18 protein-coding genes are annotated in these 16,681 nt (G+C 69.2%); 7 read left to right on the top strand and 11 right to left on the bottom strand.

Features of this window, described 5'->3' with window-relative positions; translation table 11 throughout:
* Positions 1-11 precede the first annotated feature (11 nt).
* Positions 12-185, bottom strand: coding sequence for a hypothetical protein (locus tag OG485_RS03225; RefSeq protein ID WP_328456733.1), 174 nt, complete (start codon positions 183-185; stop codon positions 12-14).
* Positions 186-212: 27 nt separating this feature from the next.
* On the bottom strand, positions 213-569 hold the full coding sequence (locus OG485_RS03220; RefSeq protein WP_328458709.1) for a PRC-barrel domain-containing protein: 357 nt from the start codon (positions 567-569) through the stop codon (positions 213-215).
* A 53-nt stretch (positions 570-622) separates the two neighbouring features.
* Between OG485_RS03220 and OG485_RS03215 the strand changes: the two genes are divergently transcribed.
* Positions 623-994, top strand: a complete 372-nt coding sequence (locus OG485_RS03215) for a hypothetical protein (RefSeq protein WP_328674854.1) — start codon at positions 623-625, stop codon at positions 992-994.
* Positions 995-1,085: 91 nt separating this feature from the next.
* Positions 1,086-1,982 carry an arginase family protein gene (locus tag OG485_RS03210; protein WP_328664250.1) on the top strand — a complete coding sequence of 299 codons (897 nt, stop codon included), beginning with the start codon at positions 1,086-1,088 and terminating at the stop codon, positions 1,980-1,982.
* A gap of 129 nt (positions 1,983-2,111) precedes the next feature.
* Here OG485_RS03210 and OG485_RS03205 read toward each other — a convergent pair whose 3' ends face one another.
* Positions 2,112-2,741: a TetR/AcrR family transcriptional regulator gene (locus tag OG485_RS03205; RefSeq protein WP_328664248.1), complete on the bottom strand. Its 630-nt coding sequence runs from the start codon at positions 2,739-2,741 to the stop codon at positions 2,112-2,114.
* 220 nt (positions 2,742-2,961) lie between these two features.
* Here OG485_RS03205 and OG485_RS03200 point away from each other — a divergent pair, with 220 nt between their 5' ends.
* A complete protein-coding gene (locus OG485_RS03200; RefSeq protein WP_328674227.1) occupies positions 2,962-4,098 on the top strand; it encodes an FAD-dependent oxidoreductase in 1,137 nt (378 codons plus the stop codon).
* Between the two features lie 70 nt (positions 4,099-4,168).
* Entirely contained in the window at positions 4,169-5,149 is a 981-nt protein-coding gene (locus OG485_RS03195; protein WP_328664245.1) for a phosphotransferase family protein, read from the top strand.
* Here the strand turns inward: OG485_RS03195 and OG485_RS03190 are convergent.
* Together OG485_RS03190 and OG485_RS03185 are read right to left on the bottom strand one after the other, a co-directional pair.
* Entirely contained in the window at positions 5,140-5,592 is a 453-nt protein-coding gene (locus OG485_RS03190) for a pentapeptide repeat-containing protein (protein ID WP_328664243.1), read from the bottom strand. The genes OG485_RS03195 and OG485_RS03190 overlap by 10 nt on opposite strands.
* Positions 5,593-5,687: 95 nt before the next feature.
* On the bottom strand, positions 5,688-6,200 hold the full coding sequence (locus OG485_RS03185) for a GNAT family N-acetyltransferase (protein WP_328664241.1): 513 nt from the start codon (positions 6,198-6,200) through the stop codon (positions 5,688-5,690).
* A gap of 371 nt (positions 6,201-6,571) precedes the next feature.
* Here OG485_RS03185 and OG485_RS03180 point away from each other — a divergent pair, with 371 nt between their 5' ends.
* Positions 6,572-7,027 carry a VOC family protein gene (locus tag OG485_RS03180; protein ID WP_328664239.1) on the top strand — a complete coding sequence of 152 codons (456 nt, stop codon included), beginning with the start codon at positions 6,572-6,574 and terminating at the stop codon, positions 7,025-7,027.
* Positions 7,028-7,114: 87 nt separating this feature from the next.
* Here the strand turns inward: OG485_RS03180 and OG485_RS03175 are convergent, their stop codons facing one another.
* Together OG485_RS03175 and OG485_RS03170 are read right to left on the bottom strand one after the other, a co-directional pair.
* On the bottom strand, positions 7,115-7,534 hold the full coding sequence (locus OG485_RS03175) for a transposase (protein ID WP_443048897.1): 420 nt from the start codon (positions 7,532-7,534) through the stop codon (positions 7,115-7,117).
* 354 nt (positions 7,535-7,888) lie between these two features.
* Positions 7,889-10,150, bottom strand: coding sequence for an eCIS core domain-containing protein (locus OG485_RS03170; protein WP_443048648.1), 2,262 nt, complete (start codon positions 10,148-10,150; stop codon positions 7,889-7,891).
* A 188-nt stretch (positions 10,151-10,338) separates the two neighbouring features.
* Between OG485_RS03170 and OG485_RS03165 the strand changes: the two genes are divergently transcribed.
* Entirely contained in the window at positions 10,339-11,445 is a 1,107-nt protein-coding gene (locus OG485_RS03165; RefSeq protein WP_328664233.1) for a hypothetical protein, read from the top strand.
* A gap of 206 nt (positions 11,446-11,651) precedes the next feature.
* On the opposite strand, the gene OG485_RS03160 is transcribed toward OG485_RS03165, so the two are convergent.
* The 4 genes from OG485_RS03160 to OG485_RS03145 all read right to left on the bottom strand — a co-directional run bounded on the left by OG485_RS03160 (position 11,652) and on the right by OG485_RS03145 (position 15,533).
* Positions 11,652-12,119: an HIT family protein gene (locus OG485_RS03160; RefSeq protein ID WP_328664231.1), complete on the bottom strand. Its 468-nt coding sequence runs from the start codon at positions 12,117-12,119 to the stop codon at positions 11,652-11,654.
* A gap of 171 nt (positions 12,120-12,290) precedes the next feature.
* Positions 12,291-13,856: an alpha/beta hydrolase gene (locus tag OG485_RS03155; RefSeq protein WP_328664229.1), complete on the bottom strand. Its 1,566-nt coding sequence runs from the start codon at positions 13,854-13,856 to the stop codon at positions 12,291-12,293.
* A 366-nt stretch (positions 13,857-14,222) separates the two neighbouring features.
* The gene (locus OG485_RS03150; RefSeq protein ID WP_328664227.1) at positions 14,223-14,477 is read right to left on the bottom strand and encodes a hypothetical protein; all 255 of its coding nucleotides are present in this window, start codon (positions 14,475-14,477) and stop codon (positions 14,223-14,225) included.
* A 393-nt stretch (positions 14,478-14,870) separates the two neighbouring features.
* Positions 14,871-15,533, bottom strand: a complete 663-nt coding sequence (locus OG485_RS03145; protein WP_328664224.1) for a lysophospholipid acyltransferase family protein — start codon at positions 15,531-15,533, stop codon at positions 14,871-14,873.
* 713 nt (positions 15,534-16,246) lie between these two features.
* Between OG485_RS03145 and OG485_RS03140 the strand changes: the two genes are divergently transcribed.
* Entirely contained in the window at positions 16,247-16,585 is a 339-nt protein-coding gene (locus OG485_RS03140; protein ID WP_328664222.1) for a thioredoxin family protein, read from the top strand.
* Positions 16,586-16,681 lie beyond the last annotated feature (96 nt).

Genomic DNA, 16,681 nt, shown 5'->3' with positions numbered 1-16,681 from the left:
CGGTGCCGCGCTCACCGCGCCACGCGCTGCTTCCGGCCGCCGTGGCGCAGGCGCATCCCTCCGTAGACGAGATCGGCGAGAAGGACGACGACGCCGATGACCAGCAGGTAGAACAGTCCGTGGGCGGCGACCCCGATGATGCCCAGGACGACCGCCACGAGAATCAGGAACAGAAACAGGCTCATCGGGCCCTCCCGGGCTCTCGGGGCGGATCAGCGACGGGCGAGACGCCGCTCGCCCTTGACACCCGGCGTGTACTCGAGTTCGTAGTGCGCGAAGACCTCGGGCTCGTCCGTGGCGGGCAGCACACCGTCCGTGTCGATGGAGGGGGCCCTCTTCACCAGACTCCGGTCGTGGGCGACCCTCAGATAGCCAGGGCCGACGGTCGCCCGGTCCAGGGGGACGAACACCAGGCGACGGCGGGTGGGAAGGCCCACGGTCACGGTGGCGAAGGAAGGATCGTCGGTGGCCGTGTCGACGTAGACGGACTCCAGGGTGCCGATCTTGTGGCCACCGGGGTCCACCACGTCGTGACCACGCCATTCGCGGATGTCACCTGCCTCGAACATCATTGCCTCCGATACGGGGTTCCCCTTCGGGGGTTCCCCCGATCGCGGGTCCGATGCCTCGACGGCCCCGGCACCCTGCCGACGGGCGGTTCGCTTTGCTGATCGGGAACGTCATCGCCGATGTCAACCGCGATGCCACCCACCTGACCGGCGCCCCCGGCACGTCCGGGGCGTTCCCCACGGGCTTCGCCCGGGACTCCGACGGCCAAGCGGTCGACTTCGCGTGGGAGGGCCTCGGCGGCCGACGCGAGCAGATCGGCCTGCGGGCCCTGACCGGCCCGCAACGCGTCCACGCAGGCCGTCGCGTCGCCGGTGCCGAAGGCCGGGACGCGTCGGCGCAGCAGGCGCAGGGCGTGGGCCACCGGAGGGGGGTCGTTGCCGACCAACGCGTGCCGGTGCCGGCAACGTCCCGCCCGGAGCGTTGAGTTGGTACTCGACCCGTGAAGGTGCGTCGGGGGCCGCCTGCCGGTCGACCAGTCCGTTGAACTGAAGCCGACGCAGAGCCAGAATGGCCGGATGCGCCGTCTCGTCGTCATCGACGCCCCGTCCAATCTCGGCCTCCGGCCGCCCGCCGAAGGCACCGTGCCCGGGTGCTACAAGCTGGCGGGCGCGCTGCGGGAGCAACGGCTGGTACAACGGCTCGGGGCGTACGAGGGCGGAGTCGTCGTGCCGCCCCGCTACGACCGCGGCGGATGGGCGGAGGGCGACGGTGTGTTCAACGCCGAGGCGATCGCCACCTACAGCCGCAAGCTCGCCGACCGTGTCGAGCACCACGTCCGGGCGGGAGACTTCCCGGTCGTCCTGGGCGGGGACTGTTCCATCCAGCTCGGCGCCTCGCTCGCCCTCCGCCGCATCGGACGGTACGGACTCGTCGTCATCGACGGCTCCGCGGACTTCCGGCACCCCGGCAACTCCGACCGGGTCGGTGCCGCGGGCGGCGAGGAGCTGGCCCTTGGGACCGGCCGTGGCCAGCGGGACCTGACGGACCTCGAAGGGTTGCGGCCGTATGTCAGGGACGAGGATGTACGGGTCCTCGGTATCCGGGACTACGACGACGAGCGGGCCGAGCTCACCGAGTTGAAGATCATGAACGCGACGGTCGGGGAGATCCGGCAGTGGGGCGCCGGGGAGTTGGCGGGCGCGGTCCTGCAGACTCTCGAGGTGCCCGTGACCGAGGGGTTCTGGGTTCATCTGGACGCGGACGTGCTGGACCCGTCCGTCATGCCCGCCGTCGACAGCCCCGACCCCGGCGGGCTGCTGCCCGACGAACTCGCCGCGCTGCTGCGGACCTTGGTGCGATCGGAGCGGTGCGTCGGCTTCAATCTCACCATCTACGACCCCGATCTCGACCCGGACGGCTCCTGCGCGGCCCTCCTCGCCGACCTCCTCCAGACGGCCTTCACCGGCGCTTGAACGACGGGCCCTCGATCTCCACGGCACGAGCGGCTGCGCCGTGCGCCCGCGGCCGGTGTGGCTGGACTACCCGAGGCATGTGGTCGCGCCCCGCGTGCTTCGCCGCCGCCCCGGCCGCGCTCCCGTTCCTCAGCTCGGGGCCGCTTCCTCGCCTCCGAGGTCGCGCCAGCCCCTGTCGAGCAGGTCGAACGCTCTGCTGATGACCCGCTCGGGGTCGTCGTGGGTGCGGGCTGCGTGCGGTGCTTCGAGGGCGAAGTGGGCCAGTGCGGTGCAGGCGGGATCGCCCGCGGGGAGGCCGCTTTCTTCGGCGATCACCTGGGCGAGTGCGGCCGTGTGGCGTAGCCACATGGCCTGGTGGTAGTCGCGCAGGGCCGTGGTGCTGCTCACCAGTGCGAGGAAGGTGGCGAAGCGGGGATCGCTGCCGGCGCCCGCCCTGCGGTGGCGCAGGGCGTGCTCACGCAGGGCGTTCGGGATGGACTGGCCCGGCGGCCGCTCGCGTACGGCGGCGAGAAGGCCCTCTTCCACATCGGATTCCCGGTCGAAGACGAGCGCCTCTTTGACGGGGAAGTGCTTGAAGAGCGTGGTGGTCGACACGTCTGCGGCGTCGGCGATCTCGCGGATGCCGACATCGTCGTAGCCGCGCTCCAGGAAGAGACGCAGTGCGGCGTCGGCGATGGCCTGGCGAGTGGCCGCCTTCTTGCGCTCGCGGCGCCCTACGGGGGCCGGGGCGCTGTCGGTCGGGCGGGTGGGTTCGAGCATGGAAGCAATCTACACCACTAGTTGCCTTGATGAAAAAGTTGAGTTGTTGCACTTATTGATTCGGTGTGCTCTTCTGATGTGGTGGCCGCGAGGCACTGCCCGGCCCCCTTGCATCGCACCTCCCTCTGCCCGAATGGAGTGATCAGCCATGTCCGCGACCGCTCCCTTTCCCGCGGCAGGCCCCCAGCGCCCCGCCGCCCCGCACGAACGGAGCACCACCATGAACACCGACCCCACCCCCCGCATCGCCGTCGTCGGAGCCGGCCCCGGCGGCCTGACCTGCGCGCGGATCCTCCAGCAGCACGGCATCAGCGTGACCGTCTACGACCACGAAGCCGGCGCGGAGGCCCGCAACCAGGGCGGCACGCTCGACCTGCACGAGGACAACGGCCAGATCGCCCTGCGCGAGGCCGGACTGCTGGACGACTTCTTCCGTCTCTGCCGCCCCGAAGGGCAGGAGATGCGCCAACTCGACCACGCGACGGGTGCGATCGGCTTCCATCATCTGCCCGGGGAAGGCGAGAGCTTCAAGCCCGAGATCGACCGCGGACAGCTCCGCGACCTCCTCCTGAACTCCCTCCAGGCCGGGACCGTGCGCTGGGGCCACACCCTGCATTCGGTCGGCGGCCCCTCTCAGGGACCCCGTCTGCTGCACTTCACCGACGGCACGAGTGTCGAGGCCGATCTCGTCATCGGGGCCGACGGCGCCTGGTCCAAGGTGCGCCGCGTCCTCTCCGACGCCACGCCTCGGTACACCGGCATCAGCTTTCTCGAGGCGTGGTTCCACGACGTCGACAACCGGCACCCTGACCTCGCGGAACTCGTCGGCCGGGGCAGCGCCGCCGCAGGCGACGGCGAGCGCGGTCTGTTCGCCCAGCGCAACAGCGGCGACCACATCCGCGTCTACGTCATCCAGCGGGTCCCCGCCGACTGGATCACCGCCGGGGGCCTCACGCCCCAGGACACCGACGGCATCCGGGCCGTCCTCCTCGACCGCTACCGCGACTGGTCCCCCCGCCTGCGGCAGATGCTCCGCGACAATGACGGCCTCTACCTCGACCGCCCGCTGTACGCACTGCCCGTTCCCCACACCTGGGAACACAACCCCACCGTCACTCTGCTCGGGGACGCCGCCCACCTCATGCCCCCGCTCGGCGTCGGCGTCAACCTCGCCATGCTCGACGCCTGCGAACTCGCTCTCGCCCTCGCCCGCCACGACACCATCGACGACGCCGTCCAGGCCTACGAGAAGACCATGCTGCCCCGTTCCGCCGAAATGCAGTACGCCCTCGACGGCCACGCCGAAGACCTGCTCTCCGACGAACCGCACGGTCCGCGCAAGGGCGACAACGACTGACCGTGCGGCCCGCTGATGACCCATCACGGTGCCGGTGCCGTCCGTCCGTGATGTCGATAGCCTCCCCCTCATGATCAAGGGTGAGGACGGGCGAGCCGGAGACGATCGTGAGGCGCGTGAATGGGGTGCCACGCGATCGTGGGTGGAGAAGCGGCTCGCCGAAGGGGAGCGGATAGAAGGCGCCGAGCGCTTGCGAGGTGGTTGGACCTCGCACATGCGCAGCCTGCGTATTTCGGGGCCTGACGGCCGGCGGGTTCTGGTGCTGCGGTCCTTCGAGAAGCCCTTCTTCGTCCGGCACGCGGATGGTTTGCTGTCCCGCGAAGCTGCGATCCTGCGCCTGCTCGGGGAGACGTCCGTGCCCGCGGCGGTGCTCGTGGACGTCGACTCGGCCGGGACATGCTGCGACCACCCGTCCTTGCTGATGTCGTCGCTGCCCGGGTCCGTCCGCCTGGACGATCGAGGTGCTGAGCGCCGGGTTGATCTGCTGGCCGCGCAACTGCTGCGCATTCATCGGATCGAGGTCCCCGCACAGGCGAGGCCGCGGACTTGGCAGGCCTGGACTTCGCCGGAACGGGTGACGCCACCAGAGTCCACGCCGCGGCCGGAGCTGTGGCAGCGGGCCGTCGACGTCATCCGGAAGGGTCCTCCCGATCACCGGTCCTGTTTCCTCCACCGGGACTTCCACCCGGGCAATGTTCTCTTCGAAGGCGAAGGGAACGACCTCCGTCTCAGCGGTGTGGTCGACTGGGTGGAGACCTCTTGGGGACCGGCTGACCTCGATGTGGCCCACTGTTCAACAGCCCTGGCCCTGCTCCACGGTGTTCCCCTGGGAATGAGCTTCGCGGACCGGTACCTCGCCGCGGGAGGGCGACTGGCCGAACGGCGCTCGGCGCACCTGTACTGGAGGCTCATCGACGCCCTGGCCTTCGCCCCGGACGCGGAGAAGGTCGCCGTGCCCTGGCGCGAACTGGGCCGCACGGATCTGACCCCTGCCCTGCTGACCACCAGGCTCGAGAACTACATGGCTGCCCTGTTCGAGCGCTACGCGTAGGCCCCGGGCAGGACGAATCCGCCCGGCGCCTGCGAGGAGCAGGACAGCTTCCGCAGCGCGGTCGACGGGAACGGCCGGCACGTCTCGACGGACCAGTGCACGCCGCTCAGGTCCGCGCCCGCCAGGTCCGCGCCGACGAGGTTCGCCTCGCGCAGATCGGCGAAAGGCATGAGAACGAAGGAGAGTTGAGTCCCTGTCAGCCGCGCCCCGGCCGGTTTCCCCTGGATCAGGACCGCGCCGTCCAGGTTCAGGCCGGAGAGGTCGATGTGGGCCAGCAGGCCTCCCGGGAGATGGGCCAGTTCCTCGTAGAGGCCGCCGCACTCGGGGCGGGCTCCGGTCAGCAGCTCGTACAGCACACAGCCCAGGGTGTACAGATCGGCCCTGCCGTCGGTCGTCCCGGGTGCGCCGAACTGTTCGGGCGCCATGTAGGCGGGGGTTCTCACGGCCTGGCCCGCCAGGGTGAGCGGGTGCGCCCGGTCCGGCTCCCGGACGAACCGGGCGTGGCCACCGGTTCAACCCGGTCGGTGGCCGATGGCGATCAGCGCACCACCTCGTCGGCCAGGAGGTCCATGAGGAGGCCGTCGTGCCAACTGCCGTCCAGGCCGCGCTCGTACCGCCGCATGATGCCGACCGGGCGAAAGCCGACCTCGGCGTAGCAGCGGATCGCCGCGGCGTTGTCGGCCGCCGGGTCGATGATCAGGCGGTGATGGCCGTGATCATCGATGAGGTGGCAGGCCAGTGTGCGTACGGCGTCGGTGCCCAGGCCTCTGCCGTGCACCGCGGGATCGAGGAAGAGGTCGATGCCGGCGTGCCGGTAGTCCGGCTCCTCCTCGGCGTGCCACTGGATCATGCCGATGATCCGCCCCTGGTGGTCCACCGTCAGGCACCGGGTGCCGGCGTCCTGCAGATCGGCCGTGAGCTCGGCCTCGAGATCGTCCCCGCCCCGCCAACGCGCACGTACTTCCGGAGTGGCCCGGATGGCGGCCAGGGCGGGGACGTCGTCCTGGGCGGTGGGTCGGAGAACGACGGAAGCGCCACGCAGCACGGTCATGCCGTGTGACCCTAGTGCGACCGGCTTCGAAGCGGCGCGCGCCGCGACGGGCTCAACGGCGATGACGATTCTTGAAGCCGGCTTCGTTCGCAGATCCGTGAACCACGGCGCCTGGCGTGCCGGCACACACAGCATCAACTGCCCTGTACCGAGCGATGACCCGCCTCGGCCGACCCGGGTCCGGCACCTCCTGAGCGTCGTCTTCCGGGCTCGCATCCTGGTCGCGGAGTTGATGGCGACCCGCGCCCGGCAGGGCATGGCCTCCACGAGAATGACTCGTGTGAACGGATCCAGTTCGAAGAGCGGCCGGTGTCCGCTTGCTTGGCGGGCGGTCCGGGGTGAATGTCAGAGGTGTCTGTCAGGCTCTGGATATGGAGATGACGCTGCAACTGACGATCGACTGTGCCGACCCGCCGAGGCTGGTGGCGTTCTGGAGCGAGGCTCTGGGATACGTACCCGAACTCCCACCGGGTGACCATGCCACGTGGCGGGAGTACTGGGCAGCCATGGGAGTGCCCCCGGAGGAGTTGCCCGCGGGTGCGGGCGACGTCCCGGAGTCGATCGTCGATCCCGCGGGACAGGGGCCCCGGGTGTGGTTCCAGCAGGTTCCAGAACCCAAAGCCACCAAGAACCGCATACATTTCGACCTGAAGGTCGGCGGCGGGCGCGACGTCCCGTTGGCGGTCCGCACGCAGCGGGTCACCGCCACAGTGGACAGACTCGTAAAAGCCGGCGCAGGCGTGCTCCGGATCACGGATGCGCCGGACATGGGGTACTACGCCGTCCACCTGCAGGACCCCGAAGGCAACGAATTCGACGTTGTCTAGTAGGACTCCGTTAGGTCTGTCTGGGTCTTGGTGCGGTGTGTGTTCTGGCGGGGAGGGGTTGGTGGCAGGTGGTGCAGGTCCAGCAGTTCAGCAGGTCCTGGAGGGCGTCGAGGATCTGGTAGAGGGTGAGTTGGCTGTATCGGCTTTTGGGGCCATGCGCTGTTCGGTGAGGAAGGCGTGGGCGGCGGTGACCAGGGTGACGTGGTGATGCCACCCGGCCCAGGAACGTCCCTCGAAGTGGTCCAGGCCCAAGCCGTGCTTGAGTTCCCGGTAGTCGTGCTCGATGCGCCAGCGGATCTTGGCCAGGCGGAACAGTTCGGCGATCGGGGTGTCGGCGGGCAGGTTGGACAGCCAGTAGCTGGTGGGTGCTTCGGCGCCTTCGGGCCATTCGACCAGAAGCCGCGACGCCATGGCCTGGACGGACTTGCGGCGACCGTCCGTCATCAGTCCCCGCAGGTAGCAGTCGCTCTTGGCCCGCTCATCCTTCCGTTGCACCGAGGCGAACACATCAGCCACGAACAACGCCAACTTCGCCCGAGCACGGTTCACTTCATGTGCATCCACACACCCACCATGCCGCTGAACAGGCCCGACAGAAAGACGTAACGAAGTCCTACTAGTGCTGGCGCGCGCGGTGCACTCCGCACCTGGTGCGCACCAGTAACTGCACCACCGTGCGCACCAGTGCGGACATGTGAATCCATCCGATGCGCAGCGAATCCGCTCGGCGGTGCGCACCGGATGGACTCGGTGCGGTGGAGCGGGGCCGGGTGGAGGCGGCCCGACACCGAACGGAACCGGGCCAGGGCCTCCCTCCCGTCGACTGTCGCAGGTACAGCCGCACGCTGCCAGGAATCGTTCCTACAGGTTCTTCGCCATGGCCAGTACCGGGGCGAACTGGTTGCTGAGGTTCTGGAATTCGTCCGGGATCCTCGCGAGGGAGTCCTGGAGGGCCTGCGCCAGCGCTGTCTCCTCCCTGCTCCTCTCCCCTGGCTGGTTGGCCAGGAAGCCCGCGAGGTCCGCCAGCTGTTGGGCGATGCGGTGCAGGTCTCCGGCGATGCGCTCGGCCACCTCGGCGACCCTTTCGTGCTCGTCGGTCCACATGCCGGTGTCCGACTTCTCTGCCTGTTTGAGAAGGCCGATGCCGTGCTGGACCTGCTGGAGCCCCCCGCTCACTTGTCCTTGGAGCACGTGGAGTTGGTCCACCAGCTTGGTCACCTTCAAGTCCTCCCGGCCCGCATACTGGTCGGTGATCTTGTACGGGACGCCGAAGTTCTGCGCGATGTCCATGACTTCGTGCAGCGTGTGGTAGGCGAACGGGGTCGTGTGGTCGAAGTCCAGCCGCCAGAAGGCGAAGATTCCCCAGGCCACCGCAGCGATTTCCTGCTGGGTCCCGCCCGCGCCCCGGGCGAGGTTGAACATGCGGGCAGCCGTGTAGGACTGGCCCGCCCAGACCGGTGCTTTGTGGGCGCGTGCGAGCTTCGTGGTGTCGGAGCTTTCGTTCCTTGTGGACGGGTGCTCCTTGCCCCCTTGCCACTTCCGCGGGTTCTGGCCCCGGTCCTGAGCCCGCTGGTTCCGCACCCCGGTCGCGGGATCGATGCCCGATGTACTCCAGGTGTCGTTCTCGCCGATGTCATTCAGCTGGTCTGTGCCCATGGTCGGAGGGAAATGCCTGGCCGGTCCGAAGTACTCCATCAGGTCGTGGAGCACCATGATCTTCTCCCGGAACGGGAAGCTCTCCGGGTTGCGCAGCACCGCCTGGATTCCGCCGCCCACTCCAGGGACGGTGGTCGCCAGGTGTGCGAGCGCCTCGCCGGGACGGAACTTGCTCTGCGGGTTATGCGCCGGATTGAAGTACGTGAGGTAGGCGCCGAAGGGCTGGCCGGCCTTGGCCGTGCCTCCTGCCGCAAGTTCGTGGGCGACCCCGTGGACGAGCTCGTACTCCATGGCCTGCCGCTTGTCGGGAGTCATCTTCGACTTGATCGTCTCGGTCCGGCTGTTGATGCGCAGCAGCAGGGAGTTGAGGAGGATGTCGACGTCCCGGCTGACCTTGATCTCGGCTGCCGCCGCCTTCTCCTTCTTGCGGTTCTCCTTCGCCTCGACCCAGCCCATCAGCCCGCGCGCCAGCTCGGCGTAGTCGTTCACCTGGACGTCGCGGTTCTTCGCGCCGAACTCCGGGTGCTTGCCTACATCGGCTCCCAGCACCTTGTTGAGGCCCTTCTCACCGACCGGCGATACGATCAGCTTGCGCAGCTGCTCAAGGATCCGAGTCTCCGCGCCGCGGATCTGATTCCACTCGTCCTCGGAGAGCTCACCACTCTGCTTCGCCGCGCTGATCCCGGCAACAACGCTGTTTACCTTCGCGTCAAGCTTCGCCCGCTGGTCTGACGGGGATTGGCCCTCGCTCTCCTTCTTGTACTCCTCGGAGATCTTCTGGCCGTTGATGGTGAGCGCCCGCTGAACAGGGTCAGCCCCCGGCCCAGGCGGCGTGATGCGCGGAGCGTGCTCCTGCCGCTGCACCGGGGTGGAGCGCGACATGGCCCGCGTCGCGCTGGCTTCGGCTTCGCGTTCGAAGCGGTCGGAGGGGTCGGAGACCTTGAGGCCACCGCCGTTGTCCGTTCCGGCCACGGGGCCCTGGCGCTGCTGGATGACGTGCGTCAGCTCGTGGGCGAGGGTGTGTCTGTCGCCGCCGCCGTCACCGATCACGACATGGGAGCCGGAGGTGTAAGCGCGGGCGCCGACCTCCGCGGCGGATGCCTTCGCAGCGGAGTCGTTGTGGATACGGACGTCGGAAAAGTCTGCCCCCAGACGGGCCTCCATGTCCGTGCGGGTCGGCTCGTCCAAGGGGCGACCACTGGTGCGCAGGACGTCGTGGACGGCGGAGCGCTGCACGGAGGGCTGCCCAGCTGGCAGGTGACCGCAGCCTGCACCGTGCTGGTGCTCCTCAAGCCGGGCCCCGGCACGGCCGGCTTGACGGAGCATCTGAACCACGGCGGTGTTGCCCACGGTGGCCTGGAGGCCAAGAAGCCCGGCGGGAAAGCCACGTTCTGCCGGCTGGATCCTGTCATGGCGGCGGCCAGTCTGCCTGGCATGGGTCGTCGGACTCTTGTCGTTGGCGTGCATTGGACCCTCTCATCACGAGCACTGAAACCGGCGTCGGCCATGGCTGTACCAGATGAGTTGCGTACACCAGCTCCATGGGCTGTGGGGATCCCCGCGCCAGGCTCCCGCCCGTCGCAAGCACCCTACTAGGGCGCGTATCGAGTCGCGATCAATCAGCCCTGATCCGTTCTCCTGGATAGGGTGACCAGATGACGCGAACGCTCCCGTCCCTGACCACTGAGGCGGCGGCACTGTCCGTCGCCGGAGCCGGGCTCCGCCGTTACGAGATGGGCCCGGCGCTGATCGGGGCGGGGGCGGACGCGACCGTCGTCATCGTCGAGCCCGGGGACGACCCGGGGGTCAGTGGTGTCCAGGACTCCACCAAGGTGCTTCTGCGCGGGGACGCCGTTCCGGCGCTCCATCCACGGTTTGAATTCCGGGCTGCCCTGCCCATTCACCTCTTCGCCCGCCTGGACCGGGGCTGCCTTCCCCTGGGCACCGCGCTCTGTCGGGGAGGGTCGTCGACACCTGCCCATTTCAACCACGCCGAATTGAGGCTCGACCAGCCCCTGACCCGCGAAATGCTGGACGCGGTCCGGCCCGTCCCGGCACCCGGGTCGGTGCCAACGGTGGACTGGGTCGACCACGTGGAAACGGATCCGATCCGGGCCCTGGAGTCGTTCGTCCTCGGCTGGTTTCCCGCCGAGGAGGCGGAGCCGGCCGGGGAAGAGAGCACGGAGGGCGAACCCGACGACCTGCCGGAGGCGTTGGCTGGCTTCTACCGCGTGGCCCGCCTCCGCCCCGCTATCCACAGATTCCGCAACCCGGTACTGAAACAGCCCCAGCGAACTTCCGGACCGCTCGGCGGCCGACTGGTCTTTGCCGCGCATGGCGAGGGCACCCGGGACTGGTCCATCCCGTGGCCACCGCAAGAACTGGGCGAAGCCGATCCCCGTGTATGGCTCACCGAAGACCCCTTCTCTGCGGGCCCGGAGACCATACTCGAAGAAGAACCGCTCAGCCGCTTCCTCCTGCAGTACACCCTCTACGAAGCCATGAACGCCGCCCTCTACCAGGCATGGACCTACTGCATACCGGCTGTGCGCCTCGCCCCGTTGTGGAGCACGCTGCGCCCCGTACCCCTGAGCCCGTTCCTGCCGGCCTACACCGCCGAGAAGTTCTTCGTCGCCCCGGGACTGCTCACGACGATCAGCAGCGACGAGAACGAGGCCGTCGTGGCCTTCGCCACGCTCCATCGCGCCACCTTGACGCCCCTGCTCGAACACGGGTTCCGCTGGTCTCGCTTCGACGGCTGAGGCATGAGGCCCGTGACTGGGGCGCATACCTGGCCGTGGTCAGGGGCCGCCCCGGGTGAGGTCTTTGATCCAGATCATCGAAGCGCGTAGGTGGAGGCCGGCGAGGAAGCTGTCCGGGGTCTTGTCGTATCGGCTTGCGGCGGCACGTTGTCTCTGGAACAGACCGGTCACTCTCGCTTGCGTGCGCGACACGTTCCACGCGCCGCCTACCGAGCGTTCGGGTGACCTTGGAATTGGGATCGGAGAGAGCGGGCAATCCGGTCTGCCTGGTCGGCCGATACACGCTCCGGCTCCGGTCGTCGAAGCAGCTCGAAAACGCCCGGCCCACAATGCTCTGGCCGCAGATCCTCCGCGCGCGGAACGATGTGGAAGTGCACGTGCGCGAATCCTTCGGCCTCGGCGAACTGGATGACGTAGGTCTTCGCGCAGCCAGTCATGGTTCGGAGCGCCCGGGAGAGCTTCACCTGCCACGTCCCCAGGGAAGATGCCTCGTCGTCGGTGAGGTCATGAACCGCGGCGACGTGGCGTCGAGGAAGGAGCACCAGCCAGCCCGGCAGTGCGGTGTTGAAGGCGTGGGCCACCCGCCAGTGCTGGTCATATGCCACGCACTCGCGTGGCGGAAGGTCGTCGAACTCCGCTTCCTGGCCACATGCGAAGCAGTCGGGAGTCGTCATGAACCGTGATCGTAGAACTGTCGCATGGGGAAATGCCTGTCGGCCTCCGCCGGCAGTCACGTCAGGAGGGCTCTTTCCCGAAGGAGTTCGCGCCGCCACCGCGTCCTGAGCCGGTCCGCGCCGACCTTCCGGGCACGGACCGGCTCGTTCTCCCGGAGGCGTCCCCGTGTGTCAGGGCGCGGAGAAGGGCGGAGTGTCCTGAGCGCATCTCGTTCCGGGGCGCGGGAGGGTGCCGTCGATGAAGTAGCGGCTCTCGTGCGCGTTGATGCAGGCGCTGGGGTTGAGCAGTGCGGTGTGCCCGTAGCCGGTGTTGGTGAGCAGGCGGGCGTCGGCCAGTTCCCTGGCCATGGCCTGCGCGTCGCGATAGGGGGTGGAGGGGTCGTAGGCGGTGCCGACGACGAGGATGGGCTTGGACGTGGGCTTGTTCCACGGGCCGGTGTAGCGGTTGGCGGCTGTCGCCGGCCAGGTGGCACACGGCTCGGCGGCCCAGGTCCAGTAGCGCCCGGCGTCGCCTGTCCGGGCCGCACTCGCCTCTTCGAGCCGGTGGTAGACCTGGGGATCACGCGGGTTGGGGCTGTCTCCGCAGAACACGGCCCCGGCCTGCTCCTCGCCCAGGTACGGGATCGGGTAGGGGAGGGGTGACGTGTCCGGGGCGGCTGGCTGCGGCTCTCTGCCCTGCCACAACTCCTGGAGTCTGACGGCGAGCTGGGTCCATCCGGGGTGGACGATGTAGAGGCTGTTGATCGTGTCCGCCACAGTCCTGGCATACGTCCAGGTGCCCACCGGACGCGCCCGCAGGCGTGCCGTCAGCTGGTCGAACTTCTTCCGGGTCGCCCGCGGGCTGCCCGCGGAGAACGCGCACTGGGCCGGGCGGGATCCGCAGAGTTCGAGGAACTGCTCCAGCGTGGCCGCGGCGCTGTGGTCGGAGCCCATACGCAGGAACGTCGGCAGCCGGGCGTCGTCCGAGGCGCGGTTCGTCCATGCCGTCGGGGCGATGTTGCTGTCGAGGGTCATGGCGCGGATCCGCGAGGGGAAGAGATTGGCGTAGGTGGCGCCGAGGATGGTGCCGTACGAGATGCCGAGGTAGTTGAGCTTCGGGTCGCCCGCCGCCCGGCGGAGCTGGTCGAGGTCGCGGGCGCTGTCCTCGGTCGAGACATGGCGCAGCAGTTCGGGGTCGCGCTCGTCGCACAGGCGCCCCAGCTTCCGGTACGCGGAGATCCACTCCTGGCGTTCCTGCCGGCCGACCGGGAAGCCCGCCGGCTTGCTCGCGCTCCAGGCCTCGGCCTCCTCGGGACTCGCGAAGCAGTTCACCGCCGTGCTGTTGCCGATTCCACGAGGGTCCCAGCTCACGATGTCGAACCGTTCCCGGACCTTCTCGGGGAAGAAGTCGTAGTTCTGCGGCATCTGGACCGTTCCCGGTCCGCCCGGTCCGCCCGGGTTGAAGAACAGGGTCCCGATCCGGCGGCCGGGGCCGGTCGCCTTCCGCTTCACGACCGCGAGTTCGATGGTGCGCCCGCGGGGCTTGCCGTAGTCCAGCGGGACACGTGCGGTCGCACAGTCGTACGAGCTGTTCCCGGCGCAGGCTCGCCAGTGCAGTCTCAACGCCGGCACGGAGGGCGCGGCACCGCCTTCGGCGGCGGCACCGGGCTGCCCGGCCAGTGCCGACGTGAAGGCCGCCAGCACGGCGACAGCCGCGGCGCCCCCGCGGCGACTCCCTCTGCGTACCGATCTGTACATGTCCGGTCCTTTCACGGCAGGCGTCCGACGCCGCCCCATGCGGACACCGGCACGCTTCCGTGCCAACGTCACCGAGATCCACAGGCGGCGCCAGACGACGGCAGCCGAATGGCGCAGCCACGGATTTGACCTGAACTGCCGGACGCGGAACTCGAACCCGGTACGGGCACCGGCAACGCGCCCCACCTCAGCGTGCTGTTCGAACCGGCAATGCCGCCGCCGCGCGGAGCACATTGACGCACGGGGAGAGCGGGGCACTGATGCACGTCCTGGAACCGGGGGATCCCCGGCAGATCGAGGACCTCACGCTGATCGGCAGGCACCCCAAGACGATCCCGCCTGCGGCCAGCGGTTACGAGGCAGCCCTCAGCAGTGGTATCCGTCCGGGCACTCGGGGAACAGCACTCCGATGACAACGAGGAAGAGAATCGGCAGAGTGGACACCGCGGCCATGACCAGGAATCGCCCGCATGCCCGTCGCCGGTTGCTGACCCGAGCCACCACGAATCCCGCTGCCGGCGCGAGGGCGAAGGCGAACAGCCCCGTCAGGCCGAACACCCAGCCGATCCCTCGTCGCACGTCCGGCAACCCCATCGAATGCGCGATCGCCGGGGCGAACATGATGAGGGGCGCAGACGCCCACGCCCACGACAGTGCCCTGATGATCCGATCCGCTCGTGCGGGCACCAGGCCGGTCGACCTCGTTTCCCCGCGGCGGTCTTCCGGAGCGACCCCAGGCGATGACATGCCCACATCGTAGGTGGCTGAGGGGAACCTGCGGCCCTTCGCGGCCTTGACTCTCCCGTGAACGGGCCCGGGCCCGCACGGTGTAGAGGCCCCGGCGGTCCCAACGCCGCGTTGCGGTGGAACAGGAAGCGACCGCCCATTTCGCTGCTGGCCGCCCTGGGTATCGCCGCCGTCTCCGTCACGGGGTGCGGCAGCACCGACGATGAAGGACCGCCGGTGCGAGTGGTCAATGAGTCGGCGTGGGATGCCCTCGTGGTCGGCTGCCCGCTATGCGGCGAGCGTGGCCGGCTCGCCCAGGTGCGCGGCGGCTGTCCGCCAGGCTGCGGTCACCGCGGCTCGGGCACCTGCCGTGCGCTCGGCTTGGTCGCCGGACAGGACCAGCGGCGTGCCCACGTGGACATGCAGCCGAGGACGGCGCACCGGTGCCGTGGCCAGACCGGCGAGCTGCTTGATCACACCGCCTGAGACCATCCGCCGGGCGCCGGCCTGGCCTACGGGTATGACACGAGCGCCGGTGTACTCGGCGAGCCGGGCCAAGCCGCTGCGGAACTCGCCGGGGGCACCCTCCGCGGAGTCCTTGCGGCGGGGCAGACCTCCTTCGGCGTAGATGAGGAGATGGCGCCCCTGCTGGACGGCTTCCGCGGCCAGATCGAGGGAGGCCGCGGCCCGCGGGCCGCCCCGGTGCACGGGGATGTGTCCTTCGCGGACGAGGGTGCGGCCAAGCAGGGGGATACGCCACAGGCCTGCTGCCGCCATGATGACCGGTTCGATGCCAAGACGGTACAGAGCGGCGACCACGATGACGGGGTCCGCGAGCGAGGTGTGATTGGCGGCGATGATGCTGCCGGGCTCAAGCTCGGCGGATGCGTCGGTGGTCACCGACAGATGCCCGAACGCGGGCACCAGCAAGTCGGCGGTGCGGCTGAGCACGAAAGGTCTCCCGGTCTGGACGGCGTTGATCCCAATCCTCGCTCCTGGACGACGCCACGGCCTGAGTCCTCGTACTCATCTTGACGGTCGTCGGATGGGCCGGGCTGGTGATCTGGTTCGCGGGGGTCTCGCACCGGCTCGCCGACACCGGGCCTCCACACGAAGCCGGAGAACTCCTGGACGAAGCCATCGCCGCCCGCGACCTGCTTCCCCCGGAGGCGACCGCGGGAACTTCGGATCCGGTCGAGTGCTGCCGGGAGCCCGTCGGCAACCTCCAGGCGCAGCCCCATCAGGTCGCAGGCGTGGTACGAGAGTTCGCCGGTGTGGCTCGCGGTCCGAACCTCGCCCGTACTCGAAGTCCTCCCAGCAGTACGCACCATGACGGGCGATCACATGTGCGACCGTGTGGGACCCTGCCGTGCGCGGACTTCTCGCCGCGGTAGACGGCGAATACCTCCGACACCCTGACCAGTGCCCGGAGCGGCGTGCGCTGTCCCCCGGTCGAGCACCGCCCACTCCGCGCACGGCCGACCCGCGCGGATGCGCTCCGGCGGGTGCTGGCGCTTGCTGTCCGTGACCAGATCCTGACAGCCGTCCCGCTGGAGACGCCCCCGGCCCAGGAGGCTGCCGACCGATGCACCGCGCTGACGACGGGCCCGCGACACCGGGGGATGATGGGGACGGAATGACGGAACGCGAAGTCAGGAGCTTCCATGGCGAAGCGGGTTCACCAACCCCGTGAGGACGCGGAGTTCGATTTCATCCTCGGGATGAGCAAAGCCCCGGTCCTCGCCTACTTCACCGGGACATGGCCCAAGGCGATCGAGCCCTGCCGGGCGATGGACCTCGTCGTGGGTGCTGTCGCCGACGAATACGCGGGTCGCCTGACGGCAGTCCGCACCGACATCACGCGCTGTCCGTCGGCAACCGAGCGATACGGGGTCACCGGAGCCCCGTCCTACGTCCTGCTGAAGGAGGGCGAGGCGGTGGCGCAAGGAACGGGGCCTATGACCATCGCCGAGGTACGGAGGTTCCTGGACGGCCACCTCTGAGTCGCGGCCGCGGCACTGTGGCCGCGACGTCGCCCCCTGGCCCACCACCCCCGACACCCCATGCTCCTCGGGCCGGCTCGTGGGAACCGGAACCTC

This window comes from Streptomyces sp. NBC_00328, assembly GCF_036139655.1.
In the GTDB taxonomy this organism is placed as follows: Bacteria; Actinomycetota; Actinomycetes; order Streptomycetales; family Streptomycetaceae; genus Streptomyces.
This window is presented reverse-complemented; position numbering and strand designations above follow the sequence as displayed.